We start from the raw sequence: 25,321 nt of genomic DNA, 5'->3' as shown, positions 1-25,321 counted from the left end.
TGCAAAATCGAGTCACGAAAATTGCGGGCACGCTACCGCTTTCAACTGGGTGGCCCGCATTCGCGGGCCATGACAAGTTGGGTTTGTCCTTTGCGCTCTGTACGGGCGGCCCGTGAGAACCTTTGAACGGCGCCCCCGTTTTTCCGCGCTGTCGCGGCGCATCATCCTGTTCAACGGCTTCGCGCTGGTGGTGCTGATCGCCGGCGTGCTCGCCGTCCAGTCCAACCGCGCCAGCCTGGTCGACGAGCGGCTGTCGGGCATCCAGCAGCAGGCGCAGATCGTCGCCTCCACCCTCGCCGAATATTCGACCGACGAGTACAACCACATGGTGTTCGTCAGCCAGGCCAAGCCCCTGCTGCGCCAGCTCATCGCGCCGTCGCGGCTGCGCGCGCGGCTCTACGACACCAATGGACGGCTGCTGGTGGATTCGCGCTACCTCTTGGCGCGCAACGTGGTGCAGATCCAGGACCTGCCGCCGATCGACTGGTGGGACCATTTCAAGGACGAGGTGACGCGCGTCTATGAAGGCGTGATGGGGGTCAGGCCCTTCTCCAGCCTGGAGCCCTATTTCGAGGCCGGCGACGACGGGCGGGTCTATGGCGAAGTGACGACCGCGCTCGGCGGCGACAGCGCGACGGCCGAGCGTGTCGACGAGCGCAACAAGCTGGTGCTCTCGGTCGCGGTGCCGATCCAGCGCTTCAAGGCGATCTATGGCGTGCTCTTGGTCTCCACCGAGGGCGGCGACATCGACGACATCCTGCGCGAGGAACGCGCCACGCTGATCCAGGTGTTCCTGGTGGCGGTGGCGGTGATGGTGATCTCCTCGCTGTTCCTGGCGCGCTTCATCGCCGAGCCGATCCAGCGGCTGGCGCGCGCCGCCGACGCGGTGCGTAGCGGTCATGCCGGGCGCAGCACGATCCCGGCGATGGAGGAGCGGCGCGACGAGATCGGCGCGCTGGCCGGCAGCTTCTCGGCGATGACGCGCGCGCTCTACGACCGCATCGACGCCATCGAGCGCTTCGCCGCCGACGTGGCGCATGAGCTGAAGAATCCGCTCACCTCGCTCAAGAGCGCGGTCGAGATGCTGGCGCGCGCCGACACCGACGAACAGCGGGCGCGGCTGATGGGCATCGTGCGCAACGACGTCAAGCGCATCGACCGGCTGATCACCGACATCTCCGACGCCTCGCGCCTCGACGCCGAACTCAGCCGCGAGACCAGCGAGCCGGTCGATCTGGCGCATCTGCTGGAGACCATCATCGAGGTCTATCGCTTCACCGAGATATCGAAGGGGATCGACGTCGCGCTCTCCGTCGAGCTGCCGCCGCAGGCGCGCGTGCTGGGACGCGACGAGCGGCTCGGCCAGGTGTTCCGCAACCTGATCGACAACGCGGTGTCGTTCAGCAAGGAGGGCGGGAAAGTCACCGTGACGGCGACGGCGGAGAACGGCGTGGCGCGCGTGCTTGTGGAGGACGACGGACCGGGCATTCCGCCGGACAATCTCGAAACCATCTTCGAGCGCTTCTACACCGAGCGGCCGACCGCGAATTTCGGCAACAATTCGGGCCTCGGCCTCTCGATCGCGCGGCAGATCGCGGAAGCGGCCGGCGGCCGCATCTGGGCGGAGAACCGCGAGGGCGGCGGGGCGCGCTTCATCGTCGAACTGCCGCTGGCGCGCGCATGAGCGAAAGCGTCAACATCCACGCGACCTGCGTCTGCTTCGGACGCCGCGGCGTGCTGCTGCTGGGCAAGAGCGGATCGGGCAAATCCGACCTTGCGCTCAGGCTGATCGGGCGCGACGCCAAGCTGGTCGCCGACGACCGCTGCGATCTGTCGATCGAGAACGGCCTGCTCGTGGCGAGGCCGCCGGCAACGATCGCCGGACTGCTCGAAGTTCGCGGCATCGGCATTGTCGAGCTTCCGCATGCGCCGAGCGCACCGGTTGTGCTCGCCGTCGATCTGTCAGGACAGATGGTGCGCATGCCGGAACCGGCGCGCTATGTTCCGCCGCTCGCCTTGCGACAATCCGCGCAGCCGCCGCTGATCGTCCTCAATGCCTTCGAGGAGTCGGCGCCCGACAAAATCGCCGCAGTGCTCGGCCTTTTCGGCAAAGGCCGGCGGCGGCGCGCTGTCAAGCGGAATTGAGGTCTGGCATGGGTCTTGAACCTTGCTATCGTTCCACCCACATTTGGGGCATTCCATGATCGGTATCGTACTCGTCACCCACGGCCGCCTCGCGCAAGAATTCATTGCCGCGATGGAGCATATGGTGGGGCCGCAAACCCATCTGCGCGCCGTCTGCATCGGGCCGGAGGACGATATCGAGCGCCGCCAGCGCGAGATCGCGGCCGCGGCGAAATCCGTCGATTGCGGACGCGGCGTCGTGATCGCCACCGACATGTTCGGCGGCACACCATGCAACCTGGCGCTGACCGTCCTGGAACGGGGCAAGATCGAGGTGCTGGCGGGCGTCAACCTTCCCAGCCTGATCAAGCTGATCGACGTGCGCAACAAGCTGCCGCTCGACGAAGCGGTGCGGCTGGCGATCGAGGCGGGGCGGAAATACATGCGGGCCGGCTCGTCCGACCTCGCCGGTGTCGCCAAGGAATGAGCGCGCGAAAGTCCGCGGTCATCCGGATCGCGAACAAGCGAGGCCTGCACGCCCGCGCTTCGGCGAAGATCGTCGAAGCCGCGGCGCGATTCGAATCCGAGATCACCGTGACCAAGGACGGCCAGGCGGTGAATGCCCGCTCCATCATGGGACTGATGATGCTGGCCGCCAGCCTGGGCACCGAGATCGAGGTGACGGCCGAGGGTCCCGACGCGGCGGAGGCGATGATCGCCATCGTCGCGCTCGCCGAAGCCAAATTCGGCGAGGAATAAGCCGTCAGGCGGCTTGGCGCGGCGTCCAGGTCTTTCGGCTATGCAAGCCGCGCCGCAAGTTCCGGATGTCCGCGTTCCGCCGCGAAGTCCGCTGCGGTCTTTCCGTCCGCCTGCTTGATCGCGCGGTCGGCGCCGGCCTCCAGGAGAACGTCGACGGCGTCCGCGAAGCCGTTGGCCGCCGCGATCATGAGCGCGGTGTAGCCCTGCTTCCGCAACGCATCGGGATTTCCGGTCGCGGCGACAAGCGCGGCGTAGGCTGCCTTGCCGATGCGGCGGCCGGCGGCGGCGGCATGGATCGCCAAATTCTGCTCGAAGGCGCGGCCCAGGATGCGGGCATTGGCGCCGCGCGCCAAGAGGCGCCCGAGCGTTTCATCGGCGCCGACGAATGCCGCGAGGTGGAGCGCCGTCCAGCCGTCGGGCGACAGCAGATCGATGGCCCAGGGCGCGGCATCGAGCAGCTCGTCCAGCCGGTCCACGTCGCCGACCAGCGCCGCGTCGTGAAGGCCCAGCCCGCCCCGCGCCTTGATCGCCTCGGCGGTTTTGGCGTGCCCGTGGAACAGCGCGAAACGGTAGAGCGACTCGCCGGCGTCGTTGTGCAGACGCGTCAGGTCGGCAGCCTTCAGCGCCGCCGCAAGAGCCTGCATATCGCCGGCGGTGACAAGGGAAAACACGTCGTTCGCGCCGGTCATCGCAGCTCTTTCCATCAGCGGGGCATACCGACGATGCTAGCGCGGTCGCTGGCTGTGGAGAAAGCGCGCATAGCCGATCTCGGCGGCGTTCTTCGTCAATTCGATATTGACCCAGGCGATCACATCGCCGAACGGACGATCCTTGAACGGCCATTGCGTCCGCCGGTCCGAGCGCATCTCCTCATCCGTGATCCGCGTGACAACATCCCGCCAACGCTCCTGCAAGCCGCCGATCCGCTCGCGCACCTCCGCGGCGGTGCCCGGCCATGTCACGTCCTCGCGCGACAGGCGCCCTTCGCCGAACGAGCGATCGAGCACCGTCGACCACCAGAAGACGATGTGCCAGGTCAGCCAGGCGATGCTGGGCGGGCCGATGTCGTAGTCCTCGCGCTCCGGCCAGTCGGCGCGCCAGAGGCCGTCCGCCGATTGCCGCACATGCAAGCCCTTGTCCGCGGGACGCCACAGGCACTCCGCCGTGGTCAGGCCGTCGAGATGATAGAAGGCAAGTTTCCACGCCGTTTCGAACTGGCGTGCCAGGTAGTTCGCCGACATCCGGTTCGCTCTCTCTTGCGACGCCGCGCGATTCGCATACGGCGTTTCCTCATCCTAGGACGAAAAAATGCCAGCTTGCCCGCCGCTCCGCCGCGCGCCGGCGGCCAGCAGATAAAGACATGCATATTCCTTTATATGCTTCTTGCGGGGGCCTCGGCGCGCTGCTATATCGCCCCGGCTCTTACAGAGGACCCCTGCCCCATGGCTGCCGCTCCCGATTACGTCGTCAAGGACATTTCGCTTTCCGATTGGGGGCGCAAGGAGCTCGCGATCGCGGAGGTCGAGATGCCCGGCCTGATGGCGACGCGCGCCGAATTCGCCAAGGCCCAGCCGCTGAAGGGCGCGCGCATCGCGGGCTCGCTGCACATGACGATCCAGACCGCGGTCCTGATCGAGACGCTGAAGGCGCTGGGCGCCGACGTCCGCTGGGCGTCGTGCAACATCTATTCGACGCAGGATCACGCCGCGGCGGCGATCGCGGCCGGCGGCACGCCGGTGTTCGCCATCAAGGGCGAAAGCCTGAAGGACTATTGGGAATACACCCGCAAGATCCTGGAATGGCATGACGGCGGCACGCCGAACATGATCCTGGACGACGGCGGCGACGCCACGATGCTGGTCCATCACGGCCTGCGCGCCGAAAAGGGCGACACCGCGTTCCTCGACACGCCCGGCAACGAGGAAGAGGAGGTGTTCTTCGCGCTGATCAAGCGCACGCTGAAGGAAAAGCCGGGCTGGTTCGCCGAGCTCGCCAAGAACATCAAGGGCGTCTCGGAAGAAACCACCACCGGCGTGCACCGGCTCTACATCATGGAGAAGGAAGGCAAGCTTCTTTTCCCGGCGATCAACGTCAACGACAGCGTGACCAAGTCGAAATTCGACAACCTCTATGGCTGCCGCGAGTCGCTGGTCGACGGCATCCGCCGCGGCACCGACGTGATGATGGCCGGCAAGGTCGCGATGGTCGCGGGCTTCGGCGATGTCGGCAAGGGCTCGGCGGCCTCGCTGCGCCAAGCCGGCTGCCGCGTGATGGTGTCGGAGATCGATCCGATCTGCGCCCTGCAGGCGGCGATGGAAGGCTATGAGGTCGTGACCATGGACGAAGCGGCGCCCCGCGCCGACATCTTCGTCACCGCGACCGGCAATGTCGACGTGCTGACGGTCGAGCACATGCGCGCGATGAAGGATCGCGCCATCGTGTGCAATATCGGCCACTTCGATTCCGAGATCCAGGTCGCGGGCCTGCGCAATTTCAAGTGGAGCAACGTCAAGCCGCAGGTCGACGAGATCGAGTTCCCCGACGGGCACAAGATCATCCTTCTGTCGGAAGGCCGGCTGGTGAACCTCGGCAATGCGATGGGGCATCCGTCCTTCGTGATGTCGGCATCGTTCACCAACCAGACGCTGGCGCAGATGGAGCTGTTCGCCAACCAGGGCAAATATCAGAAGAAGGTCTACACTTTGCCCAAGCACCTGGACGAGAAGGTGGCGCGGCTGCATCTGGCGAAGATCGGCGCCAAGCTGACCGAGCTTTCGCCCAAGCAGTCCGAATACATCAGCGTGCCGCAGGCCGGCCCCTACAAGCCGGACCACTACCGGTATTAAGTCAAAACGGGCGGTGCGCCTGCGGCGTGCCGCCCGATTTTCTTCGCGAGGTCCCGATGGTCGAAGGACGCTGCCATTGCGGAAAGGTCCGGATCGAGATCGATACCGCGCCGGACGAAGTGACCGACTGCAACTGCTCGATCTGCCGCCGCTATGGCGCGCTCTGGGCCTACTACACGCCGGATCAGGTACGGATCACCGAAGCGGTGGCGACTGAGACCTATCGCTGGGACGATCACGCGCTCGCCTTCCATCGCTGCGCGGAATGCGGCTGCGTCACCCATTGGAGCGCGACCAATCCGACGCATCCGCGCATGGGGGTCAACGCCCGGCTGCTGGCGCCCGAGGTTCTGGCGGCGGCGCATGTCCACCATTTCGACGGCGCGAGCGTCGGCAATTTCACCCGCTGACGCGCGTCGCGCGGGACGCTGATTTCAACCGGCTCCTGTGATAGCGTCGCGCCTATGACCACGCACACCGCCACCTGCTCCTGCGGCCAGCTCCGCGTCGCCTGCGAAGGCGATCCGGTGCGGGTATCGGTGTGCCATTGCTTGGAATGCCAGAAGCGGACGGGCGCGCCGTTCGGGGCGCAGGCGCGCTGGCCGACGGCGCGGACGACGATCGAAGGGCGCGCCACCCGCTATGTCCGCATCGCCGACAGCGGCAATACGCTCAGCTTCCACTTCTGCCCGGACTGCGGATCGACGGTGTATTACGGGCTCGACCATGTGCCGGACGTCGTCGCGGTGGCGCTGGGAAACTTCGCCGATCCGACATTTCCGGCGCCGAGCTTCTCGGTCTACGAGGAACGCAAGCACGCCTGGATCGACATCCCCGGCGACGTCGAGCATCTCGACTGAACCGCGGTTCAGAACGCCAGGCTCGGATCGATCAGATATTTCTCGCCCGTCGCGCGCTTGTTGTAGGCGGCGACGGCGCCGGCGGAGAGCGCTTCGGGCAGCGACACGGTCCTGGTGTAGCGGCTGGCGAAGGTCGTCTTGATCTCGCGCGCGACGCGCTGGCGTAGCCTTTCGGTCTCGGCGGGGCCGATCTTGATCAGGAACGGCGTGAGCAGCCAGCCGCCCAGGCCCCAGGCCATGCCGAAAGCGCGGTTGAGCTCGGTCGGTCCGGTGTCGAGGCCGCCATAAATGTAGACCTGCTTGTAGGTCGTCGAGCCGTAGCGGCTGAAACTCGTCATCTTGCGCACCGCCGCGACTTCCATCGCGGTCAGGATCTGTCCGGCCAGCTTGCCGCCGCCGATGGCGTCGAAGCCGATGGTCGCGCCGGTGTCGACGAGCGCGGCGATCAGATCGTCCGTGAAGGACGGCTTGGAACTATCCACGACATGCACGGCACCGATGTCGCGCAGGATCTTCGCCTGCGCGTCATTGCGCACGATGTTGACGAGGCCGATGCCATCCTTGAGACAGATCTTCTGCAGCATCTGGCCGAGATTGGACGCGGCGGCGGTGTGCACCAGCGCGGTGTGGCCTTCGCGGCGCATGGTTTCGGTCATGCCGAGCGCGGTCAGCGGATTGACGAAGCAGGAGGCACCCTCCTCCGCCGTCGTGCCGGGGGGGAGCACCAGCGCGTCGGAGGCTTTCAGCACGCGGTATTGCGCGTACATCGCGCCGCCGATCGCGGCGACCGTCTTGCCGAGCAGCGCCGTCGCGTTGGCGCCCGCCTTGATCACCTCGCCCGCGCCTTCATTGCCGGCGGGAAGCGACTGGCCGGCGCGCGCCGCCATGGCGCGGCGGAGATTTTCCGGGATCGGCGCCACGATCTTCGCGTCCGCGCCCGCGCCGGTGAATTTCGCGGCGCGCATGTCCGCCGCGCCGAACAACAGGCCGATGTCGGAGGGATTGATCGGCGTCGCCCGGATGCGGATGACGATTTCGTCGGGACCCGGCTCGGCGACGGACACTTTGTGGAGCGAGAGTTCGAGTTCGGTGTCCTTGGCAAGCGAGCGTAGCTGAAGACCTTCCATGACGTTCTCCCTGGATGTTCTGGCGCGAGTTTGTCCCTTAAGCTGATCGCAGGCAATCAGGAGGAAACCACGTGGACATCAAGGACAAGATCGTCGTCGTCACGGGCGCGGCGAGCGGGATCGGCAAAGCGCTGGCGCAGCGTTTCGCGCAGGAAGGCGCCAGGCTCGTCGTGTGTTCCGACCTGAACGGCGAAGGCGCGGCGGCGACCGCGACGGACGCCGGCGGCATCGCGTTCGCCACGGACGTTTCAAGGGAAGAGGACATTCAACATCTGATAGAGGCCGTCGAGGTCCGGCACGGCCCGATCGACCTGTTCTTCTCCAATGCCGGGATCGGCTATGGCGGCGGCGCGGAGGTCTCCAACGAGCGCTGGCAGCGCATTTGGGACGTCAACGTCATGGCCCATGTCTGGGCGGCGCGGCATCTGGTGCCGCGCATGGCGGCGCGCGGCGGCGGCTATCTGGTCTCGACCGCGTCGGCGGCGGGGCTGCTGACCCAGATCGGCAGCGCGCCTTACGCGGTGACGAAGCACGCGGCGGTCGGCCTCGCGGAATGGCTCGCGATCACCCATGGCGATCAGGGGATCAAGGTCTCGGTGCTGTGCCCGCAGGCGGTGCGCACGGCGATGACGGCGTCAAATCCCGACGGCGTCGCCAGCATCGACGGCATGATGGAGCCGGAAGAGGTCGCCGAAGCCTGCATGCGCGCCATCGCGGCGGAGGATTTCCTCATCCTGCCGCATCCCGAGGTGCTGGAATACATGCGCAACAAGACGGCGAACTACGCCCGCTGGATCGGCGGCATGCGCAAGCTGAACCGGCGATACCAAGGTTAGAATCGTTTCGGTTTCAATTTACCTACCTGAAGCCGTCATTGCCCGGCTTGTCCGGGCAATCCATCTTCACTACTGCCAAATTGGATCGCCCGCATAAAGCGGGCGATGACGACTTTCTAGCCGATCACCACGAAGCGCGCCGACGCGATCGTGACCGCATCGGCGCGGGAGCGCGTCGGTTTTCCGTCATGCGTGACAAGCAGCGTGTAGGGCTCGACGCGCAGCGTGTAAGGCCCGCGCGACTTGCGCAGGATCTGCGTCACGTCGAAACGCTGCGCCGCCATGCCCGTCATCGCGCCCATGCCGCCGCCATGGTGGGTGGCGCCGAAGATGTCGATCAGGCCGACCGGCTCGGCCGACGGCGCTTCGCCGGCGCTGTCGAGATAGACCGCGAAACCCGAAGACGGCACGAGCTTGAACGCAATGCCCGACAGTTCGAGCAGGACTTTCGACGTGCCGTCCGACAATTCCGGCGCGGCCAGGACGGTCGGCGGGGGCGGCGCGGCGGCCATCGGTCCCCGCGCCATCACGGTTTCGGGCGCGCCGAGTTGGCGGCGCGCGGCGTTGCCCGGCGACACGACGATGGGAGCGGCGAGGAGTTCGCGCGCGGGTGGCCGCGCACGCCGGACCGCGCGCGGTGCCGCGGCGCCGACCATCGGCGGCATGGCGGTCGCCGTCGCGTTCGCGCCACCGCTCGGCGCGCTCGCCATCGGTGGGGGCGGTGGCGGAGACGGCACGGTAAGCTGGGCCGCATAATCGGCGTCGTAGGTGGCGAGCATCTCGATCGCTTCGCGCCGGCTGACGTGCACATCGCCGCCATCGGCATCGACGAACAGCCAGGGCCGTTCCTCGAACCAGCCCTCCGGCGGCAACGGGCCCCAATCCTTGCCTTGCGTGCTCGCCCAGCGCGCCCAGAGGCGGTCGACATTGGCGTGGTGCGCCCAGAACACCGGATCGAAGGCGGCGGTGGTGATCTCCGCCATCGCGCCGTTCGCGTCGTCGATGACGCCGCCGACCGCGAGATGGATGTCGTTGTGCGGCCGCTGTTCGAGCAGGCCGATCTGGGTGTGCTCGCTGTCGAGCGCGTCGCCGCCGAAGCCGGGCGCGCCGACGGCATGGAAGAACGTCGCGGCTGCCGCGGTCTTCGGCGCCTGGCCGATCGCGGTGCTGATCTCCAGCAGGCCGCGCGCGAAGGACGCTTCGCGGTTGGGGTGATAGAGCGGATTGGGATCGGTGCCGGCGCGGTCGAGGAATTGCGGCGCGTAGATCGCGGGGAAGGTGCGGCCCGCCTCGCTGCCATAGTCCCAATAGGGGAGCGCCAGCGCCGGATCGCCGGCCGCCTGGCGCAGGGTGCGCTCGAAGAAATGCAGATAGGCGCGATGCCAGATCGCGAAATCGGCCGAGGCCTGGCCGAAATGCGGGCATTTGTTCCAATAGCGGTCGGCATCGACCGTCTTGAGCTTGGGATCGCGCCAGGCTTCGGCGTCGAACAAGGCGTCGCCATAGGCGTGCACCGCGGCCCAGAAGAACCAGCTGCGATGGTCCGAGCCCGGCAGCGCCTTCATCGCCGCCACGCCCCGGCGCAACGAGGCCACGCGATCCGGATCGGCGGAGAAGTCCGTCAGCGACTGGCGGGCCGGCCCCGGCGGCTGGGCCGCGCGGGCGCCGCCGAGCGACAAGGCCGCGACCGTGGCCGCCGTGCCGATGAATTGACGTCGTGTCTGGTGCATGGATCCCCCGCCCCACGCTAGCAAGATTGGCGGCGCCCGGCGCCGGCGATTTGTCCACAGCGGCGTCGTTCCGTACCCGGAATTTCTAATCCACTGATATGACTCTGTTATTGGCCAATGAGCCCAAAATCTGGGGGATTTGGCCACATCTAGTTTTTTACACTTTCTTAACCACCTTCTCTTGCGGCTGTGATTAACCCGCCTATCATCTTGATTCCACAGTGATTCGTCGCTGGGAAGCGAATGAGGGGCCAGCCGGCATGCGTCCCAAGATGGGACAGAACAAGAGCCCTGGCGTCAGGGGAGGATTCGGGAAGCTGCGGGCCGCGATGCCCGCTTTGACCGGATTCCTGCTGGCGCCCTGCCCCGCTCTTGCCGCCACCGCCGACGCCGCGACCCAGGAACTCCTGGTGCTGGGCGCGGTGACGACGGGCGCCGTGGCGCTGGCCATCGCCGCCGGGCTCTGGGCCCTGGCCGAGCAGAACCGAGCCGGCAAGCTGCGCCGGGCCCTGCGCCAGTCCGGCGCGCGGACGCGGGCGGCGGTGGGCGAGCGCGACGCGCTGCTGTCGGCCGGGCGGGAGTCGCTGATCGTCTGGGGCCGCGACCGCCAGGGGCCGACGACCTATGGCAATGCGGAGGCCATGCTCGACGCCTGCCTCGCCGGCGCCGAGGCGACGGAGCTGAGCCAGGCGCTGGACAGTCTTTCCGAGCGCGGCGCGCCCTTCGTGCTCGCCGCGCATGACAAGGATGCCCGCGCCTTCACGGTGCGCGGACGCGCCGTCGGCGGCATGGCGGCGGTGTGGATCGAAGTCGATCACGTTGCGGCGAAGAAAAACGACGGCCTCGATTTCCGGGCGATCCTCGACGCGCTGCCGGTGCCGGTGTGGCTGCGCGACAAGACGCTGTCGCTGGTGTGGGGCAATCAGAGCTTCCTGGCCGCGACCGGCGCCAAGGACGCGGCCAGCGCCGCCGCGGCGCAGGCCACGCTCGACCGCACCGAGCGCGATCTCGCGGCCACGGCGCGCAACCAGGGCGCGGCGTACGAGGCGCGGCGGTTCTCGGTGGTGGCGGGACAGCGCCGGGCGCTGGCCTTCACCGAAATGCCGCTGGACGATGCCGGTGTCGTCGGCAGCGCCATCGACGTGACCGACGTGGCGGCGGCGGAGGCCAAGCTGCAGCAGCATGTCGACGCCCATGCCGACACGCTCGACAAGCTCGCGACGGCGGTGGCGATCTTCGGGCGCGACCAGAAGCTCACTTTTTATAATCAGGCCTTTGTCCGGCTGTGGGACCTGCCGGAGAAATGGCTGGAAACCCATCCGACCGACGGCGAAGTGCTCGACCGGCTGCGCGAGGCGCGCAAGCTGCCGGAACAGCGCGACTACCAGGCGTGGAAGCGCGAGCGGCTCGCGCTCTATGAGAAGCAGCGCGAATATCCGACGGAGGAGCCCTGGCATGTGCCCGGCGGCAAGACGCTGCGGGTGGTGGCGCAGCCCCATCCGTTCGGCGGGCTGACCTATCTCTACGAGGACATCACCGAGAAACTGGCGCTGGAAAGCGCGTTCAACACCCAGATCAAGGTGCAATCGGCGACGCTCGACACGCTGCAGGAAGGCGTCGCGGTGTTCGGGCCGGACGGCAAGCTGAAGCTGCACAATGCGGCGTTCCTGAAGATCTGGGAGTTGTCGCGCAAGGATGTCGACGGCGAGCCGCATATCCGCACCATCGCGGCGGCCTGTGCCGACAAATTCGGCGACGAGGCGGTGTGGGAGCGGCTGATCCAGAGCATCGTGTCGGGCGCGCCGACGCGCCGCGACTGGGGCGAGATCGAGCGCAACGACCGCACCATCCTGTCGCTGACGCTGTCGGCGCTGCCGGACGGGGCGACGCTCGTCACCTTCGCCGACGTGACCGACCGCTCGCGGATCGAGAACGCGCTGCGCGAGCGCAACGAGGCGCTGGAGGCGGCCGACAATCTGAAATCCGATTTCATCAAGCATGTGTCCTATGAATTGCGCACGCCGCTGAACACGATCAAGGGCTTCGCCGAACATCTCGCGAGCGGCATTCCGGGCGCGCTCAACCGCGCCCAGACCGACTATGTGAACGACATCGTCAGCGGCTCGCGGACGCTGGAGAACCTGATCAACAACATCCTCGATCTATCGCTGATCGAATCCGGCGCGCTCCGGCTGGAGCTGGAGCGGATCGATCTCGCGGCGCTGCTGAACGGCGTGGCGGCCTCGGCGCGCGATTGGGCTGCGAAGGTCGATCTCGAACTCAAGGTCGAGGTCGCGCCGGACGCCGGCACCTTCCTCGGCGACGAACGGCGCATCCAGCAGGTGGCGTTCAACCTGCTCGCCAACGCGTTCAAATACACGCCGGCGGGCGGAACGATCACGCTGTCGGGCGCCATCGTCGGCGAGGACGTGCAGATCGCGGTCGCCGACACCGGGCCGGGGCTGGCGCCCGAGGTGAAGGCCAACGCGTTCGAGCGGTTCTCGTCCAAGCACCGCTCCGGCCAGCGCGCCGGCGCGGGGCTGGGGCTGGCGCTGGTCAACCGCTTCGTCGAGCTGCATGACGGCTGGGTGGAGATCGAAAGCGATATTCACGGCACGGAGGGCGGCACGCTGGTGCGCTGCCACTTCCCGCGCCGCATCCATGACGAGCCACCGGCGGGCGAGAAGAAGACGGCGTGAGCGGGGCGCCCGGATTTTTGCGGCCATCGCGCGCGTTCATGGCCGGGGCGCGGGCTTGCGATGCGGCCAAACTAGCGGCCGGGGCGTAGGATCGCGGCGGATTCAACGCTCCGGAGTTCCCCGATGACTCGCGCTTCGCTTCTTCTGGCCGCCTGCTGCCTGATGGCCGTTCCCGCGACCGCCGCGACTGTCGTGCCGGTCGCGAAATTCGACCAGGTCCACCTACGCGGCGGCGGGCATGTGGTGCTCAGGCATGGCGACGTGCAGCGCGTGACGCTCCTGAAGGGCAGCACGCAGTTCACCACCTTCACGATCCGCGACGGCAAGGAACTCGACATCGCGGCGTGCAACGCCGATTGCCCGCACCACTACGAGCTGGAGATCGAGATCGTGACGCCCGACATATCGGCCGCGGCGGTCGACGGCGGCGGGGCGATCGACACGGCGGGCGCGTTTCCCGCCCAGGGTAATTTCGCCGCGGCGGTCCATGGCGGCGGCGCCATCGATGTGCACGCGATTTCCGCCGGCACGGTCGAGGCGGCGGTGCATGGCGGCGGCTCGGTCGCGGTGACGGCGACGGCCATGCTGACCGCGGCGGTGCACGGCGGCGGCGAGATCACCTATCGCGGCCACCCGCAGGTCACGCAGGCGGTGGCCGGCGGCGGCAGCGTCGAGCGGGTGGAGTAAGTGCTCTTACCCTCCCCTTGAGGGGTGGATTCTAGAGCCGACTGCGATCTGCTGGAATCATCAGACCAGAATTGTCATGGCCCGCGAATGCGAGGGCTTTGCATAAGTTAGGCGCTTTGAGTGGATTTTGGCATTGGTCGGCCGTTGGGTCTTGGCCGGTTGGCGTGTTGGAACCCGCCTTGGGCGGCTCAGGCCTGGGCGGTTTGGCTTTGTGCCCATCGCTTGAGGTTGATGACGACGGCGGCGAGGGCGAAGGCCGTGGCGTTGCGCGCCAGGCTTCGGTATCGGGCGCGGGCCAGGCCATGGACATTCTTGAAGAGGTTGAAGATCGGCTCGATGGCGCCGCGCTGCTTGGCCAGCTGCTTGTTGCGGGCGATCTCGGCGCGGGTCAGCGGCTTCTTGGGATGGCCGCGTCGCATGATGGCGTTCTCGATGCCCAAGCCGGCCAGCATCTCGCTGCGCGCCTTGCTGTCATAGGCCTTGTCGGCATGGACGGCGGCCTCGTCGCCGCAGATCAGGCCATCGGCGACGGCACTCTCGTTGATGTTGGCGGGCGTGAACAGAAAGCGGCGCAGGATGCGCCCGCCCTTGTCCATCGCCACATGCAGCTTGTAGCCGAAGTGGCGCACGCCGTTCTTCTTGGTCCAGGCCGCGTCGCCGTCGAGCGCGCTTTTGACGAGCTTGCTCGCCGGGCGGCCATCCGCGTCGGGCGCCAAGGGCTCGCGCGGCTTGGGCGGCGGATTGACCGCCGCCGCGATCAGCGAGGCGTCGATCAGCGTGCCTTGCTTCAGGACAAAACCGGCCCCCTCGATCTGCCGGACGATCTCGCCGAACACCCGTTGCGCCAGTTCGCGGCCCAGAGCCTCGCGGAACCGCCACAGGCTCGAATGATCGGGCAGCTTCTCCCCCAGTCCAACGCCCAGGAAGCCGCGGAACGACAGCCGGTCCTTCAGCGCCTCTTCCAGCGCCACGTCCGACAGCGCATACCACCGCTGCAGCAGCAACGCCTTGAACATCATCAGCGAGGGATAGGCCGGCGCGCCCATCGTGCCGCCATGGATCGGCTGCAAAAGGGCCTCGACCGCCGACCAGTCGACAAGCGAGACGACCCGTTCGAGCATCGCATTGCTCCCGGCCGCCTCGAACACCTCACGGTCGGCAAAACCCAGCTGCCCAACCACGCGTTCCGACATCCGATTCTCCCACGATCAACGCCGCAAAAGAGAATCAGAACCCACGACTTATGCAAAGCCCTCGCATTCGCGGGCCATGACACCGGTATAGGTGCGTTAGCTTGAAAACAACCGCCTCTCTAATGCTGGCTCTTGGGCATCCGCACGACCAATCCGTCGAGTTCGGGCGTCACCTTGATCTGGCAGGAGAGGCGCGAGTTGGCCTCCACCTCGGGCGCGAAGTCGAGCATGGTGACTTCCATGTCCTCCTTCTTCGGCAGCTTGGCGAACCAGGCCTCGTCGACGAAAACGTGACAGGTGGCGCAGGCGCAGGCGCCGCCGCAATCGGCGTCGATGCCGGGAATGAGGTTCTTCACCGCGCCTTCCATGACGGACCAGCCGGAGGGCACTTCGACCTCGTGTTCCTTGCCGTTGTGTTCGATGTATTTGATCTTCGGCATTGCGGCTCCGCTCAAGCGATGGATTTCATGGGGATGGAGGTGTCGGCGAGGCGCTCCGGCGCGATCCGGGCGCCATCGGCGATCAGCTTGCGGCCGACGAGATATTCCGGCGCGGCATTGACCGCTTCGACCGCGGCGACAACGCCGTCGCGCAGGTGGAAGACGGCGAATTTGCGCGCCTCGGGATCGCCGCGGACGACGATCTGGTCCGAGGGCCGCGCGAGGCCGGCGATCTGGAGCTTCAGGTCGTACTGGTCGGACCAGAACCACGGCACTTCGCGATAGGTGTTGGGCTTGCCCGTGATGCAGAGGGCGGCGTGCTTGGCCTGGTCGATCGCGTTCTGCACGCATTCCAGGCGCAGCGCCGTGCCCTCGCGGCCGACATGGCGGGTGCAGTCGCCGGCGGCGAAAATCGCGGGATCGCCGGTGACGTTGGATTTTTCATCGACCACGATGCCGTCGTCGCAGCCGAGGCCGGCCTCGCGCGCCAGTTCCTCGTTCGGCACGATGCCGATGCCGACCAGCGCCACATCGGCGGGATAGAGCTTGCCCTTGGCGCGCACGCCTTGGAGCTTGCCATCGCCCTCGAAGGCTTCGACGCCGGTGTCGAGCAATATCTTCACGCCGGCGGCGCGGTGCACCTTGTCGTAGAAATCCGAGATCGGAATCGAGACGGCGCGGGCCATGACGCGGTCCATCGCCTCGAACACCGTCACGTCGATGCCGCGCTTGGCGGCGACGGCGGCGACTTCGAGGCCGATATAGCCGCCGCCGACGATGGCGAGCTTCTTGCCGGGCTCGAACACGGCGCGCAGGCCGTCGACGTCGGCGATGCCGCGCAGATAGTGCACGCCGTCAAGATCGGCGCCGGGACAGCGGATCTTGCGCACGCGGCTGCCGGTGGCGATCAGGAGCTTGTCGTAGCCGAGCGTGCGGCCGTCGCCGAGATGCACCTGTTTGGTCGCGCGGTCGATCCTGGTCGCGGCGACGCCGAGGATCAACTCGCAATTCGCGTCCTTGTAGAAAGCATCGGGCTTCAGGAAGAGGCGGTCGCGCTCCATCGTGCCCATGAGATAGGCCTTGGAGAGCGGCGGACGCTGATAGGGCGCGAAGGGCTCGTCGCCGACCATGGTGATCGGACCGGCGAAGCCGTCAGCCCGAAGGCTCGCGACGGCCTGCGCGCCGGACTGGCCGGCGCCGATGATGACGATTCGTTCGGACACGTGATTTCCGTTCAAGCCCGGCGCAATCCGCCCCGGATGGGATTGAACATGGCGGAGACCTGCCGCTGAATCAACCGCTTAGCGGCGTTGAGCGGCGGGCGCGCGCGGGCTAGAACCTTGCCATGTCCAAGGATTCTCAACGCTTTGAACGGACGCTGGCGCTCGCCGGCCTGGAAGCGACGCAGGCGCTGGGCGCGCGGATTGCCGCATCCTTGAAAGTCGGCGACGCGGTGGCGCTGCAAGGCGATCTGGGCGCGGGCAAGACGACGCTGGCGCGCGCCATCCTGCACGCGCTTGGCGTAACGGAAGAAGTGCCGAGCCCGACCTTTACCCTGGTGCAGTATTACGAGACGCCGAAGCTGAACGTGCGGCATTACGATCTCTATCGCATCGAAAGTCCGGCGGAGGTCGAGGAATTGGGGCTGGAAGAAGCCCTGGACGACGGAGCGGCGCTGATCGAATGGCCGGAGCGGGCATTGGCCTGGCTGCCGACCGACCGGCTGCACGTGTCGCTGAGCCTGAAGGATGGGACGCGGCAGGCGCTGGTGAGCGGGCCGCCGCGCTGGCGGGCATCGATGACGGAGGCCCCTCATGGCGACTGAGCGGACCGAGGCGATGGATGCCTTCCTGGCGGTCTCGGGATGGGGACCGGCGACGCGCATGCCGCTGCCCGGCGATGCCTCGACCCGGCGCTATGTGCGGCTGGCGATGAACGGGCGCCGCGCGATGCTGATGGACCAGCCGCAATCGGCCGAGACGCCGCCCGCGCCCGCCGACGCGACGCCGGACGAGCGCCGGGCGCTCGGCTACAACGCGCTGGCGCGGCTGGCGGGCGGCGATGTCGCGCGGTTCGTCGCGGTCTCCAAATTCCTCCGCGCCAACGGTTTGAGCGCGCCGGAGGTCCTGGCGGCCGATCCCAGGCTCGGCTTCGCGATCCTCGAGGATCTGGGCGACGATCTTTATGCCGACGTGCTCGGCCGGGGCGGCAACGAGTTCGAGCTCTATGCCGCCGCCGCCGATGTCCTGGCGCGGCTGCATGAGGAGGCGGCGCCGGCGGCGATGCCGGGCGGCGTGGCGCTTTATCCCTATGACGAGACGGCGCAGATCGCCGAAATCGACCTGGTGACCGACTGGTTCTTTCCCCTGGCGCTCGGCCGGGCGGCCCGCGCCGACGAGGTGGACGAGCATCGCGCGCTGTGGCGCAAGGCGCTGGACGAGACCCGCAAGGCCGCGCCGGTCTTCATCCACCGCGACTACCATGCCCAGAACCTGCTGTGGCTGCCCGGGCGCGAGGGCGTGGCGCGGGTCGGGCTGATCGATTTCCAGGATGCGGTGGCCGGATCGCGGGCGCAGGACCTGATGCACCTGGTCGAGGATGCGCGGCGCGACGTGTCGCCGGAACTGGCCGAAGCCACCAAGGCGCATTATCTGCGCGCCATGGCGGAACATGGCGTGGCGCTGGACGCCGAGCGCTTCGGCGCGGAAATGGCCATCATCGCGGCCCAGCGCAACGCCCGGATCGTGGGCGTGTTCTCCCGGCTCTACAAACGCGACGGCAAGGCGCGCTATCTGGCCTTCCTGCCGCGGGTGTGGGGATATCTCAATGGCGATCTCGAACATCCGGCGCTGGGCGGATTGAAGGCGTGGTACGATCGCACCATCCCGCGCGAGAAGCGCGGCGCACCCGAGGGGTTGGCAGCGTGAGCAGGCCGGAACGCGCGATGATCATGGCGGCGGGGCTGGGCACCCGCATGCGGCCCTTGACCGACGACAGGCCGAAGCCGCTGGTGACGGTCGCCGGGCGCACGCTGATCGACCATGCGCTCGACCGCCTGGTGGCGGCGGGCGTGACGCTGGCCGTGGTCAATGTGCACTACAAGGCCGAGATGGTGATGGCGCATCTGGCCAAGCGCCACGACATCGAGATCCGCTATTCGGTGGAGACGGACGCGCTGCTCGGCACCGGCGGCGGCGTGGTGAAGGCGCTGCCGCATTTCGAGGGCAAGCCCTTCTTCATCATGAACTCCGACACGGTGTGGGTCGAAGGCATCGGGCACGCGCTGGACCGCATGATCGCGCGCTGGGACCCCGAGGCGATGGACGCGCTGCTGCTGATGGCGGCGATGACCACGGCGCTGGGCTTCGAGGGGCCGGGCGATTTCAACATGGACGGCGACGGGCGGCTGTCGCGGGTCGAGGAACGCCGGCTGTCGCCCTTCGCCTATCCCGGCGTGCAGATCGCCCATCCGCGCCTGTTCGACGACGCGCCTTCGGGCGGTTTCTCGACCAACCGGGTGTGGGACCAGGCGATCGCCAAGGGCCGGCTGTTCGGCATCCGGCTCGAGGGCGTGTGGATCCATGTCGGAACGCCCGAGGCGGTGAAGCAGGCGGAAGACTTCCTCGCCGAGGAGTCGCTGGCCGTGCGGCGGTGACGGCGAACGTCTTCACGATCCCTTCGAGCGCGCCCTTCGCCGACACGCTGGCCAAAGGGCTGATCGCCAAGGCGGGCGCGGACCCGCTGGCGCTGGCCGATACCGTCATCTACCTGCCGACGCGGCGGGCGCAGCGGACCTTCGGCGACGCCTTCGCGCGGGCGCTGGGCGGCGCGGCACTGCTGCCGCGCTTCAAGGCGCTGGGCGATGCCGACGAGGACGAGCTGCTGTTCGAGGCGGAGGCACTCGATCTGCCGCCGGCCGTCGCGCCGATGCGGCGGACGCTGCTGCTGGCGGCGATGGTGCGGCGCTGGCAGGGCGGCGAGATGGGCTTCGCGCAGGCGGCGGCGCTGGCGGACGGGCTCGCCGCGGTGATGGACGAGGTGGAGACGCAAGGCGCCAAGCTGTCGGACCTCGATGGCTTCGTGCCGGTCGCGCTGGCGGCGCATTGGGACCGGGTGCGGACATTCCTGCTTCTGCTCAAGGACGCATGGCCCGATATCCTGGCGGCGGAGCAGCGGATCAGTCCGGCGGACCGGCGCAACCGCGCGCTGACGGCGCTGGCGGCGCAGGTGAAGGCGTCGCGCGGGAAGGTGATCGCGGCGGGCTCGACCGGTTCGATTCCCGCGACGGCGGCGCTGCTGAAAGCCATCGCGGAACGGCCGGACGGCGCGGTGATCCTGCCCGGGCTGGACCGCGAACTCGATGCCGAGAGTTGGGACACGCTCGATCCGGGCCACCCGCAATACGGCATGAAGCAATTGCTCGACAGGCTGCGCGTCCGGCGCGACGCGGTGCGCGATTGGGACGGCGCGCGCAATCCCCAGCGCGAACGGGTGCTGCGCGAGGCGCTGCGCCCTGCCCCCACCACCGATGCGTGGCGTGCCATTGCGGAGCGCAACGAGGAAGGCGCCATCGCGGAGGGTGTGGTGGGCATCTCGCTGATCGAGGCGGCCGATGCGGCGGAGGAGGCGTCGGCCATCGCGCTGGTGCTGCGCGAGGCGCTGGAAGAGCCCGGCAAGACCGCGACGCTGGTGACGCCGGATCGCGCGCTGGCGCGGCGCGTGGCGAGCGAACTCAGGCGATGGGACGTGGAGGTTGACGATTCCGCCGGCCGGCCGCTGTCGCACACGCCGCCGGGGACCTTCCTGTGCCTGTTGGCCGATGCGGCGGATGCGGGTTTCGCGCCGGTGCCGCTGCTGGCGCTGCTCAAGCATCCGTTATGTACGATGGGCGGCAACGGCGCCGCGTTCCGCGAGAAGGCGCGCGAGCTCGACGTTCTGCTGCGCGGGCCGCGGCCCGATCCGGGACTGGCGGGCGTGCGCAAGGCAATCCAGCGCGAACGCGAGGACGCAGACGAAGCGGCGAAGGCGCGGCTGTCGCGCCTGCTCTATTGGTTCGCGGATGTGGCCGGGGCGCTGAAGCCGTTCGAAACCGCGCTCGGCAAGCGCGAGGCGCCGCTCATCGATATCGTGACGGGGCATCTGCAGGCGGCGGGCGCGTTGGCGGGCGCCGATCTCTGGAAGGCGGAGGCCGGCGATGTCGCGTCGCGCTTTGTGGCCGAGCTGCTGGAAGCCGCGCCGAACATCGAGGTGAACGGCGGCGCCTATGCCGCGCTGTTCCGCAAGCTGGCTTCGACCAAGGCCGTGCGGCTGCAACGCGGCGGCCACCCGCGCGTCGCGATCCTGGGGCCGCTGGAGGCGCGGCTGCAAAGCTTCGACACCGTCGTGCTCGGCGGATTGAACGAGGGAAGCTGGCCGCGCGCGCCGGCGGCCGATCCGTGGTTCTCGCGCCCGATGCGAAAGGCGCTCGGCCTCGAACAACCGGAACGCGCCATCGGACAGGCGGCGCATGATTTCGCGGCGCTGAGCGCGGGGCCGCGCGTGGTGCTGACGCGGGCGAAGAAAGCGGAAGGTGCGCCGACGGTCGCCTCGCGCTGGGTCGAGCGGCTGTCGCAACTGACCGGCGGGCTCGGGTTGCGGACCGACGAACGCGACGTGCTCAAGCCCGGCCTCGATTATCTCGCCCTGGCGCACGGCATCGACGAGGCCGGAATGGCGACGCCGGAGAAGCGGCCGGCGCCGCGTCCGCCGGTGGCCGCGCGGCCGAAGAAGCTTTCCGTCACCGAGATCGAGCGCTGGGTGCGCGATCCCTATGCGATCTATGCGCGGCGCGTGTTGAGACTTGAAGTGCTCGACCCGCTCGACGCCGCGATCGGGCCGCTGGAGCGCGGCAATGCCGTGCACAAGGTGCTGGAGCGTTTCGTGAAGGAACATCCCGGGCCGCTCGGCGACGACGCGGCGCTGACACTGGTTGCGATCGCCGACCAGGTGTTCGCGGCGGAGGGCACCCCGAAGGCGGCGCTGGCACTGTGGCGGCCGCGCTTCGCCAATGCGGCGCTGTGGTTCGTGGAGCAGGAGCGCGTCCTGCGCGAGGTGCGCGAGACATCGCTGACCGAGATCAAGGGTCTGTGGAAGGTGACGCCGGGTTTCGAATTGAGCGGCATCGCCGACCGCATCGACATCCTGGAAGACGGCAGCGCCGCGATCTTCGACTACAAGACCGGCAAGCCGCCGCGACCGAAACAGATCAAGGCGTTCCTCGCGCCGCAATTGCTGCTCGAAGCGGAGATGCTGCGGGCCGGCGCGTTCGGCGATCCGCGCGAGGCGGCGGCGCTGGTCTATGTCTGGTTCAGCGGCGGGCGCGAGCGCGGCGCGCTGGAGGAGGTCGACCTGGCGCTGGTGCCCGAGGCGGTGGCGCGGCTGAAGCGCTATATCGCGCTGTTCGAGAAAGAGACGACGCCCTATCTGCCGCGGCTGCGGCCGCAGAATGTCGATTTCACCGGCGACTACGATCACCTGGCGCGGGTGCGCGAATGGTCGCTGGGCGGCTGGGAGGCGCCGGAGGAATGAGCGGGGCCAGCGACATCGAGAAGGACCCGTCGGTCATCGCGGCCAATCCGGCGCATTCCGCCTGGGTCGCGGCCAATGCCGGCGCCGGCAAGACGCACACGCTCGCCAACCGCGTGACGCGGCTCTTGCTGGCGCGGACCGATCCGGAGCGCATCCTGTGCCTGACCTTCACCAAGGCGGCGGCGGCGGAGATGCAGGGGCGGCTGTTCAAGCAGCTCGGCGAATGGTCGATGCTGCCGAACAAGGAATTGGAGCGGCGGGTCGCGGAGATCGGCGCGGGGCTCGGCGGGCCGGAAGACATGAAGCGGGCGCGGCAGCTTTTCGCCAAGGCGCTGGAGACGCCGGGCGGATTGAAGATCCTGACCATCCACGCGTTCTGCCAGAACCTTCTGTCGCGCTTTCCGCTGGAGGCCGGCGTGCCGGCGTCGTTCGACGTGCTGGACGAGCAGACGGCGCGCGAACTGATCGCGCAGGCCCGCACGCGAGTGCTGGAGCGCTCGGGCAGCGGCGACGCGGCGCGGGCCTCGGCGCTGGCCTTCCTGCTGACCCAGACCAGCGAGGCGACGCTGAACGCCATCCTCGACGCGGCGCTGGGCGCGGACAAGCGCAAGCTCGACCGCTTCTTCGAAACGCTGGGAACACAGGATGTCGGCGCGGCGGTGCGCCGGGCGCATGGCGCGGGCGACGAAGGGCCGGACGCGATCTGCCGGCGCTTCTGCGAAGAGCTGTTGGACCTGACGGAGGATTTGCGATCCATCGCGGCGTGGATGGCGACGGGGTCGAAGACCGATGGCGAACGCGCTTCGGGGCTTCTCGCCGTGCTGGCGATGGCGCCGGGCGCGGCGATGTACGATGCCTATCGCGCGCTGTGGCTGACCCAGGCGGGCGAGCCGCGCAAGGAGCCGGTGACCAAGCGGCATTCCGCGACGCGGCCGGAATTGCGCGCGGCGGTGGACCGGCTGCAGGCCGATCTGTTGGCGGTGGAGGAGCGGCGGCGCGCGGCGCACGCGGCGGCGCTCACCGAGGCGGCACTGACCATCGCCGACGCGGTGCGCGCGGAATATGTCCGCGCCAAGGAGGCGCGCGGGGCGCTCGATTATGACGACCTGATCGTCAAGACCCGGCAATTGCTGGAGGAGCGCGAGGCGGCGTCCTGGGTGCTCTACAAGCTCGACGGCGGCATCGATCACGTGCTGATCGACGAGGCCCAGGATACCAGCCCGGAGCAATGGCGCATCGTGCGGGCGCTGACGGCGGAGTTCTTCGCCGGCGACGCGGCGCCGCGCTGGCGCGGCGAGGACAAGCAGCCGGTGACGCGCACGATCTTCGCGGTCGGCGACGAGAAGCAGTCGATCTTCTCCTTCCAGGGCGCCGATCCGGCGCAGTTCGACGTGCATCGCCGGGCGTTCGGCGAGGCCGCCGCGGCGGCCGGGCGCGGCTTCGTCGACCAGCCGCTGGTCGTGTCGCGCCGCTCGGTGCGCGAGGTGCTGCAATTCGTCGACACGGTGTTCAAGCCCGAGGAGGCGCGCGCCGGGCTGACTTCCGGCGGCGGGGCGATCGAGCACCGCCACCTGCGCGAAGAGCACGGGCGCGTCGAGCTGTGGGAGACGGCCAAGCCGGCCGATGCCGAGGACACCGATCCCTATGAATTGCCGCCGGTCGATTATGTCGGCGAGGCGAGCCCGGTGGCGCAACTGGCGCGGCGCGTGGCGGAACAGATCCGCCAATGGGTCGGGCGCGCGAAACTGCCGGGGCACAAGGCGGCGGTGCGGGCCGGGGACATCATGATCCTGCTGCCGCGGCGCGAGCCGTTCGGCAGCGCGGTGATCCGCGAGCTGAAACTGCGCGGCGTGCCGGTGGCCGGCGCCGACCGCATCGTGCTGACCGAGCAGATCGCGGTGATGGACCTGATCGCGCTGGGCCGTTTCGTGCTGCTGCCGCAGGACGACTATACGCTGGCGGCGGTGCTGCGCTCGCCGCTGTGCCGGGTGAGCGAGGACGCGCTGTTCCAACTCAGCCATGACCGCAAGGGTCCGTTGTGGAGCGCACTGCAGCAACGGCGGGACGAGAACGACGCGTTCCGCGAGGCGCACGACTTCCTCGCCGAGATGCGGGCGCGCGCCGATTTCGCGCCGCCCTATGAATTCTATGCCCATGCGCTGGGACCGCGCGGCATGCGCCGGCGGCTGCTGAAGCGGCTGGGCCACGAGGCGAACGACGCGATCGACGAATTCCTGTCGCTGTCGTTTGCCTATGAAGCGGCGAACGCGCCGTCGCTGGAAGGCTTCCTGCATTGGATCGAACGCGGCGGAGCCGAGATCAAGCGCGACATGGAACGCGCCCGCGACGAGGTTCGCGTCATGACGGTGCACGGCGCCAAGGGACTCGAAGCCGATATCGTCATCCTGCCGGACACGACCGGCGTTCCCTCGCTCGCCAACGACCGGGGCAATCTTCTCTATACGGATGACGGCGTGCTCTATCCGGTCGCCGACGCCCAGGCGCCGCGCGCCGTGCTGGAGGCCAAGGCGGCGGCCAAGGCGCGCATGCTGGAGGAGCACCGAAGGCTGCTCTATGTCGCGCTGACGCGGGCGCGCGACCGGCTGGTGGTGTGCGGCTTCGAGGGCAAGCGCGGGGTCAAGGACGGCTCGTGGTACACGCTCGCCAAGCGCGCCGCCGAGGCGATCGGGGTGAAGCTGACGCGCGGCGGCGAGGCGCTGCACGTCGTCGGCGAGGCGGACGACCTTGTAGCGGCCGGCATGGTGCCGACCGTCGCGGCGGCGCCCCTGGCGTCGGGCTGGCTGAGTACGCCCGCGCCGCGCGACGTGCCGGCGCCCCGGCTGGTCCGGCCGTTCGACGCGGCGGGGATGGACGAGCCGGCGACGCTGTCGCCGCTCGCCGACAACAAACAGTTCCGCCGCGGCCTTCTGGTGCATGCGCTGCTGGCGCATCTGCCGGAGGTGGCGAAAGTGGAGCGCCCGGCGCTGGCGCTGCGCTTCCTCCGTCTACGGAACGTGCCGGACGACGAAGCGGAGACGCTGGCGCGCGAGACCCTGCGCGTGCTGGACGATCCCGCTTTCGCCGCGGCCTTCGCGGAGGGCAGCCGCGCCGAGGTCGCCATCGTCGCCGATTTGCCGGAACTCGGAGAGGCGGCGCGCGTCAACGGCCGGATCGACCGGCTGGCGCTGACCGATGACAGTGTCCTCATCGTGGACTTCAAGACCAACCGGCCGCCGCCGACGCGCGAAGACGATGTGGCGCCGCTCTATCTCACGCAAATGGCGCTCTACCGCGCCGCGGCGGCGAAGATATTTCCGGGCCGGCGAATCGTGTGCGGGCTGGTGTGGACGGAAGGTCCCACACTCATGGCGCTGTCCAATGAGCTCCTGGACGGGGAAATGCGCCGGATCAAGGCGCGCCTTGACCCTCAGGGGTAGCATTCCTAAGTATAGC

At 68.3% G+C, this 25,321-nt stretch carries 22 protein-coding genes; 15 read left to right on the top strand and 7 right to left on the bottom strand.

Annotated features, from left to right (window positions below):
* Positions 1–112 precede the first annotated feature (112 nt).
* Genes WDM86_04570 through WDM86_04555 form a run of 4 tightly spaced genes read left to right on the top strand, consistent with a single transcriptional unit; the run spans position 113 to position 2,883 of the window.
* Complete coding sequence (locus WDM86_04570) at positions 113–1,684, top strand: stimulus-sensing domain-containing protein (GenBank protein MEI9989292.1); 1,572 nt, start codon at positions 113–115, stop codon at positions 1,682–1,684.
* Positions 1,681–2,145 carry an HPr kinase/phosphatase C-terminal domain-containing protein gene (locus WDM86_04565; GenBank protein ID MEI9989291.1) on the top strand — a complete coding sequence of 155 codons (465 nt, stop codon included), beginning with the start codon at positions 1,681–1,683 and terminating at the stop codon, positions 2,143–2,145. Before WDM86_04570 ends, WDM86_04565 begins: the two co-directional genes overlap by 4 nt.
* 55 nt (positions 2,146–2,200) lie before the next feature.
* Entirely contained in the window at positions 2,201–2,611 is a 411-nt protein-coding gene (locus WDM86_04560; GenBank protein MEI9989290.1) for a PTS sugar transporter subunit IIA, read from the top strand.
* The gene (locus WDM86_04555) at positions 2,608–2,883 is read left to right on the top strand and encodes an HPr family phosphocarrier protein (protein MEI9989289.1); all 276 of its coding nucleotides are present in this window, start codon (positions 2,608–2,610) and stop codon (positions 2,881–2,883) included. Before WDM86_04560 ends, WDM86_04555 begins: the two co-directional genes overlap by 4 nt.
* 38 nt (positions 2,884–2,921) lie before the next feature.
* On the opposite strand, the gene WDM86_04550 is transcribed toward WDM86_04555, so the two are convergent.
* Together WDM86_04550 and WDM86_04545 are read right to left on the bottom strand one after the other, a co-directional pair.
* The gene (locus WDM86_04550) at positions 2,922–3,572 is read right to left on the bottom strand and encodes an ankyrin repeat domain-containing protein (GenBank protein MEI9989288.1); all 651 of its coding nucleotides are present in this window, start codon (positions 3,570–3,572) and stop codon (positions 2,922–2,924) included.
* A gap of 36 nt (positions 3,573–3,608) precedes the next feature.
* Complete coding sequence (locus tag WDM86_04545; GenBank protein MEI9989287.1) at positions 3,609–4,124, bottom strand: DinB family protein; 516 nt, start codon at positions 4,122–4,124, stop codon at positions 3,609–3,611.
* 201 nt (positions 4,125–4,325) lie between these two features.
* Here WDM86_04545 and ahcY point away from each other — a divergent pair, with 201 nt between their 5' ends.
* The 3 genes from ahcY to WDM86_04530 are packed head-to-tail and all read left to right on the top strand — an operon-like array spanning position 4,326 to position 6,589.
* Entirely contained in the window at positions 4,326–5,729 is a 1,404-nt protein-coding gene (gene ahcY, locus WDM86_04540) for an adenosylhomocysteinase (protein MEI9989286.1), read from the top strand.
* Between the two features lie 56 nt (positions 5,730–5,785).
* Entirely contained in the window at positions 5,786–6,139 is a 354-nt protein-coding gene (locus WDM86_04535; protein ID MEI9989285.1) for a GFA family protein, read from the top strand.
* Positions 6,140–6,193: 54 nt separating this feature from the next.
* Positions 6,194–6,589, top strand: coding sequence for a GFA family protein (locus tag WDM86_04530; protein MEI9989284.1), 396 nt, complete (start codon positions 6,194–6,196; stop codon positions 6,587–6,589).
* A gap of 8 nt (positions 6,590–6,597) precedes the next feature.
* Here the strand turns inward: WDM86_04530 and WDM86_04525 are convergent, their stop codons facing one another.
* Entirely contained in the window at positions 6,598–7,716 is a 1,119-nt protein-coding gene (locus WDM86_04525) for a zinc-binding dehydrogenase (protein ID MEI9989283.1), read from the bottom strand.
* A 71-nt stretch (positions 7,717–7,787) separates the two neighbouring features.
* On the opposite strand from WDM86_04525, the gene WDM86_04520 reads away from it, so the two are divergent.
* On the top strand, positions 7,788–8,552 hold the full coding sequence (locus WDM86_04520; protein ID MEI9989282.1) for an SDR family oxidoreductase: 765 nt from the start codon (positions 7,788–7,790) through the stop codon (positions 8,550–8,552).
* 116 nt (positions 8,553–8,668) lie between these two features.
* On the opposite strand, the gene WDM86_04515 is transcribed toward WDM86_04520, so the two are convergent.
* The gene (locus WDM86_04515; GenBank protein ID MEI9989281.1) at positions 8,669–10,282 is read right to left on the bottom strand and encodes a tyrosinase family protein; all 1,614 of its coding nucleotides are present in this window, start codon (positions 10,280–10,282) and stop codon (positions 8,669–8,671) included.
* Between the two features lie 329 nt (positions 10,283–10,611).
* On the opposite strand from WDM86_04515, the gene WDM86_04510 reads away from it, so the two are divergent.
* Both WDM86_04510 and WDM86_04505 read left to right on the top strand, forming a co-directional pair.
* On the top strand, positions 10,612–12,981 hold the full coding sequence (locus WDM86_04510; protein MEI9989280.1) for a PAS-domain containing protein: 2,370 nt from the start codon (positions 10,612–10,614) through the stop codon (positions 12,979–12,981).
* A 123-nt stretch (positions 12,982–13,104) separates the two neighbouring features.
* A complete protein-coding gene (locus WDM86_04505; GenBank protein ID MEI9989279.1) occupies positions 13,105–13,668 on the top strand; it encodes a DUF2807 domain-containing protein in 564 nt (187 codons plus the stop codon).
* 188 nt (positions 13,669–13,856) lie between these two features.
* Here the strand turns inward: WDM86_04505 and WDM86_04500 are convergent, their stop codons facing one another.
* The 3 genes from WDM86_04500 to WDM86_04490 form a co-directional block, all read right to left on the bottom strand.
* Positions 13,857–14,861, bottom strand: a complete 1,005-nt coding sequence (locus tag WDM86_04500; protein ID MEI9989278.1) for an IS5 family transposase — start codon at positions 14,859–14,861, stop codon at positions 13,857–13,859.
* Positions 14,862–14,980: 119 nt separating this feature from the next.
* Positions 14,981–15,301, bottom strand: coding sequence for a 2Fe-2S iron-sulfur cluster-binding protein (locus tag WDM86_04495; GenBank protein ID MEI9989277.1), 321 nt, complete (start codon positions 15,299–15,301; stop codon positions 14,981–14,983).
* A gap of 11 nt (positions 15,302–15,312) precedes the next feature.
* Positions 15,313–16,524, bottom strand: a complete 1,212-nt coding sequence (locus tag WDM86_04490; protein MEI9989276.1) for an FAD-dependent oxidoreductase — start codon at positions 16,522–16,524, stop codon at positions 15,313–15,315.
* A 122-nt stretch (positions 16,525–16,646) separates the two neighbouring features.
* Between WDM86_04490 and tsaE the strand changes: the two genes are divergently transcribed.
* The 5 genes from tsaE to addA are packed head-to-tail and all read left to right on the top strand — an operon-like array spanning position 16,647 to position 25,305.
* The gene (gene tsaE / locus WDM86_04485) at positions 16,647–17,126 is read left to right on the top strand and encodes a tRNA (adenosine(37)-N6)-threonylcarbamoyltransferase complex ATPase subunit type 1 TsaE (protein MEI9989275.1); all 480 of its coding nucleotides are present in this window, start codon (positions 16,647–16,649) and stop codon (positions 17,124–17,126) included.
* On the top strand, positions 17,116–18,228 hold the full coding sequence (locus WDM86_04480) for a phosphotransferase (GenBank protein ID MEI9989274.1): 1,113 nt from the start codon (positions 17,116–17,118) through the stop codon (positions 18,226–18,228). Before tsaE ends, WDM86_04480 begins: the two co-directional genes overlap by 11 nt.
* Complete coding sequence (locus WDM86_04475; GenBank protein MEI9989273.1) at positions 18,225–18,956, top strand: nucleotidyltransferase family protein; 732 nt, start codon at positions 18,225–18,227, stop codon at positions 18,954–18,956. Before WDM86_04480 ends, WDM86_04475 begins: the two co-directional genes overlap by 4 nt.
* Positions 18,953–21,868 (top strand): double-strand break repair protein AddB, encoded by a 2,916-nt coding sequence (addB, locus tag WDM86_04470; protein MEI9989272.1) that lies wholly within the window; start codon positions 18,953–18,955, stop codon positions 21,866–21,868. Before WDM86_04475 ends, addB begins: the two co-directional genes overlap by 4 nt.
* Entirely contained in the window at positions 21,865–25,305 is a 3,441-nt protein-coding gene (gene addA, locus WDM86_04465) for a double-strand break repair helicase AddA (protein ID MEI9989271.1), read from the top strand. Before addB ends, addA begins: the two co-directional genes overlap by 4 nt.
* The last annotated feature ends 16 nt before the right edge of the window (positions 25,306–25,321 follow it).

Source organism: Rhizomicrobium sp. (assembly GCA_037200045.1).
GTDB lineage: Bacteria > Pseudomonadota > Alphaproteobacteria > Micropepsales > Micropepsaceae > Rhizomicrobium.
The sequence above is the reverse complement of the archived record's forward strand: the minus strand, read 5'-3'. Positions and strand labels throughout refer to the sequence as shown.

Bases quoted from the DNA above. Each gene is read 5' to 3' on its own strand.
- WDM86_04565 (MEI9989291.1), top strand. From the start codon at position 1,681: ATGAGCGAAAGCGTCAACATCCACGCGACCTGCGTCTGCTTCGGACGC.
- WDM86_04560 (MEI9989290.1), top strand. From the start codon at position 2,201: ATGATCGGTATCGTACTCGTCACCCACGGCCGCCTCGCGCAAGAATTC.
- WDM86_04555 (MEI9989289.1), top strand. From the start codon at position 2,608: ATGAGCGCGCGAAAGTCCGCGGTCATCCGGATCGCGAACAAGCGAGGC.
- WDM86_04550 (MEI9989288.1), bottom strand. From the start codon at position 3,572: ATGACCGGCGCGAACGACGTGTTTTCCCTTGTCACCGCCGGCGATATG.
- WDM86_04545 (MEI9989287.1), bottom strand. From the start codon at position 4,124: ATGTCGGCGAACTACCTGGCACGCCAGTTCGAAACGGCGTGGAAACTT.
- ahcY (MEI9989286.1), top strand. From the start codon at position 4,326: ATGGCTGCCGCTCCCGATTACGTCGTCAAGGACATTTCGCTTTCCGAT.
- WDM86_04535 (MEI9989285.1), top strand. From the start codon at position 5,786: ATGGTCGAAGGACGCTGCCATTGCGGAAAGGTCCGGATCGAGATCGAT.
- WDM86_04530 (MEI9989284.1), top strand. From the start codon at position 6,194: ATGACCACGCACACCGCCACCTGCTCCTGCGGCCAGCTCCGCGTCGCC.
- WDM86_04525 (MEI9989283.1), bottom strand. From the start codon at position 7,716: ATGGAAGGTCTTCAGCTACGCTCGCTTGCCAAGGACACCGAACTCGAA.
- WDM86_04515 (MEI9989281.1), bottom strand. From the start codon at position 10,282: ATGCACCAGACACGACGTCAATTCATCGGCACGGCGGCCACGGTCGCG.
- WDM86_04510 (MEI9989280.1), top strand. From the start codon at position 10,612: ATGCCCGCTTTGACCGGATTCCTGCTGGCGCCCTGCCCCGCTCTTGCC.
- WDM86_04505 (MEI9989279.1), top strand. From the start codon at position 13,105: ATGACTCGCGCTTCGCTTCTTCTGGCCGCCTGCTGCCTGATGGCCGTT.
- WDM86_04500 (MEI9989278.1), bottom strand. From the start codon at position 14,861: ATGTCGGAACGCGTGGTTGGGCAGCTGGGTTTTGCCGACCGTGAGGTG.
- WDM86_04495 (MEI9989277.1), bottom strand. From the start codon at position 15,301: ATGCCGAAGATCAAATACATCGAACACAACGGCAAGGAACACGAGGTC.
- tsaE (MEI9989275.1), top strand. From the start codon at position 16,647: ATGTCCAAGGATTCTCAACGCTTTGAACGGACGCTGGCGCTCGCCGGC.
- WDM86_04480 (MEI9989274.1), top strand. From the start codon at position 17,116: ATGGCGACTGAGCGGACCGAGGCGATGGATGCCTTCCTGGCGGTCTCG.
- addA (MEI9989271.1), top strand. From the start codon at position 21,865: ATGAGCGGGGCCAGCGACATCGAGAAGGACCCGTCGGTCATCGCGGCC.